At 35.5% G+C, this 2,850-nt stretch carries 2 protein-coding genes; both read right to left on the minus strand.

Annotation, left to right across the window (positions count from 1 at the left end):
- The coding region (locus ACFVSH_RS25005) for an L-dopachrome tautomerase-related protein (protein WP_387708447.1) at positions 1 to 705 on the minus strand (705 nt) is incomplete at its 3' end.
- Between the two features lie 847 nt (positions 706 to 1,552).
- Positions 1,553 to 2,632 (minus strand): Ger(x)C family spore germination protein, encoded by a 1,080-nt coding sequence (locus tag ACFVSH_RS25010; protein WP_387604325.1) that lies wholly within the window; start codon positions 2,630 to 2,632, stop codon positions 1,553 to 1,555.
- Positions 2,633 to 2,850: the final 218 nt, after the last annotated feature.

Raw genomic sequence — 2,850 nt, forward strand, 5'->3', positions numbered from 1 at the left:
CGGAGCATAAAATAAAACCTTTCCATCAGGAGAAATCGCCAAACTATCGGAAGCCAATCTAAATGGGGAAGTCGAGCCGTCCGGGTTTCGATTCATCAAAATTTCACCTTCTACTTTCGGCAAAAAATAGGGATCAGGTGAAGTTGATATTGCCCCATTTAACCGTCTAAACGCGTTCCCATTTTCTAAATCTACGACGATAATAGCCCCTGGCCCTCTGGAAGAAGAATCCGTTATATATGCATAGCCTGCTCTTCCAACCCGAAAATCCAAACGGACATCATTCAGATAAGTTGTTGGCAAGACAACATCTTCTGTAAAGGTATATACTCTCCTTATTGTATTCGTGCTTAAATCAACAGCAACTAATTTTGCTCCCCCTTGAATAGGTTCAGAAAAATTTGGTGCCCCTGTATCTAGTACCCAAAGTGTTCCTCTTCCATCAGCAACGATACTTTGGACACTGACGAAAGACATCGTAATATTCCCAGTATTAACTAAATTGGTTTCTAAACTGGGATAAGGCTGCAATTCACCCTCAACAATTTCCGCCACAGTAAATTTAACGTCGTCTCCCCATTTCGGAAAGCATACAAAAATACGACCGGTTTCGGAAACGCTGACACCTGTAGGCATAGCCCCATAAAAAGCATGCACCAGTTCAAACTGCCCAAAATATTTTTCCATAGGTAACATAGGTTTCATGATATCCTCCTTATCAAATCCGAACGGATATCACCTATATATGATGAAAATTTTTTGTAGTGCCTGGTTCTTGATAAATTTTTCTATCGTGATGGATGCTGTGGGTTTATTAGTCCAGGAGAAACATGGGAGTTTCGATAAAGTGATTCAAACTTCCACTGGCTCTTCAAGGACGGGGAATGAGAGCATCTGAATTTACGTTTGCAGTCAATTTTAGAACTAACATAAAAACTATTATGATTTGCTCCCGTCCAGCAGCTCGGTTAGAAAATAAATCTGTCTCCTTTGCAGGGGAGGATTTTTTAGTTTAGTGTAACTTTTTCATCCTTAGCATAAGTAAGAATTTTTAGTAGCCTATAAAGTGGGCGGATATTCATTTAAAGATCTACTTTACCACAGTCAAAACTAATACCTGTTTCATTTTATATGCCATTTTTCAACGTTGAAGTCTTTTACTTTTGAGTAAATAATTTTGGTGTCTAAAAAAGTTTTAAAAATTCTTGGCTTAGGGAAAGTCCAAACGGAGTTTGGAATCGTAGGCCATTATACTGAAGGTAGCTGGCTTTCGCCAGCTACTTACAATGAATAATTTTAAAACTAGAAAAACAGGTAAAAAAAAACGAATCGTTTTTCTTCACCTGTTTTATTTTAGGGACTTATTAGACAGCCCCTTTTAGTATTCTCATTCACTATTCACTATTTCTTAAAGGATTATAAGTATATATACAATCAGAAGTAGAGGATAAACTGTATTATTTCCACTTCAAAGTCACTATGATGCATGGGGCTCTTGATAATAATCATTTTAAAATTAAAGCTTACCCATTTTTTGTATGATATCCAAAATCTATTTGTCAGTTATAGTCTTGATATTTCCCTCGTTTTGTATAGTAGTATGAATGGTAAGCTTCATTTCTAGATTGGGATAATATTTCTTTCGCCAGTCCTTCAATTCCTCATAAGGAATTTTATTTCTATAGTATTGTCCCAAACCGAAGACATCTGATTCTTGCTTTTGAAATCGTTTCAGCATTCCATCGAAACGATTTGCCAATACCTTTTCCAGCTCTTTTTTAATTATTGCATTGGAAACTTTTCCCCTTCTCTCTTGAATAACTACATTTAAACGAATCGTTGAGAACATATATGGAATATGATTTCTTAGTTCACCTTTATGAAAACCTGTATTTCCAACAATCATGATTGTTGCATGTTCCATTACTTCTACCCTTCCCTTCATACTGTTCCCATGAAAGGCATTAAAAAGGAGGGTTTCTTTAGGATCCATTTTAGATACGAGTTTTCCTTTTTTCATCACTGCAGAACCTGTATAAGTAACTGCAGTGTTTTCCCCTGATTTGACCATAGGAATTGCTACATTTTGAGTGTAGGAATTAAGGGCTCGATAAACATGCCATAGACGTGTTAAAGATATTTGTGGGGTCCAACCTGCATATTTCTCAAAAAAGTCATAAATATTTATCCCTTTTTCTATATTCTTTTTGAGTGCTAAGAAAAAAGAATCTATATTATCATCACATATTGCGATTAATGTTTTTGAAGATATTTCACGAATTCTCATAAACGTGTTAATCGGTTCTTCCATCCCTCCTTCTTCTACTAATTTTCGATCAAATATGATTATCCTTATGTGCAATAAGTCTACACTGCTTTCCATATTAGTTCTAATATCCTCTACAGCTTTTAAAATGGTTAACCCTGTTCCTTTGACAATTGCCTGTTTTTGAACACCCTCTGAAGAAATAGGAATTTGAAGTAAGACTTTGAATTTTTCTCCCTCTTTAGTAATTCCCATTGCAACCGGAAACGCTCTATGGTTAATGTCTTTAATATCCCAGCAACCACTTAATGGCATCAATATACATAGGCTAAGTACTAGTTTAAAACAAATCATAATACTTCTCATGATAGTCTTTTTCTCCTTACACCGATTAGGAATATTATTAAAGGGAGTACGATTAAAATATAAAATCGGAAAGCAGTATTCCACCATAGCAACTTCTCAGTCTCTTGCCAACTAGGAATACATAAGCAAATGATAAAAATGCTAACAGATAGGACTACAATATGATATTTTTGCTTTAATCCCGGGATATATTGACTCATTATTATAGAGGTCTGCCT

The organism is Peribacillus sp. NPDC058002 (genome assembly GCF_042886655.1).
Lineage (GTDB): Bacteria > Bacillota > Bacilli > Bacillales > DSM-1321 > Peribacillus > Peribacillus aracenensis.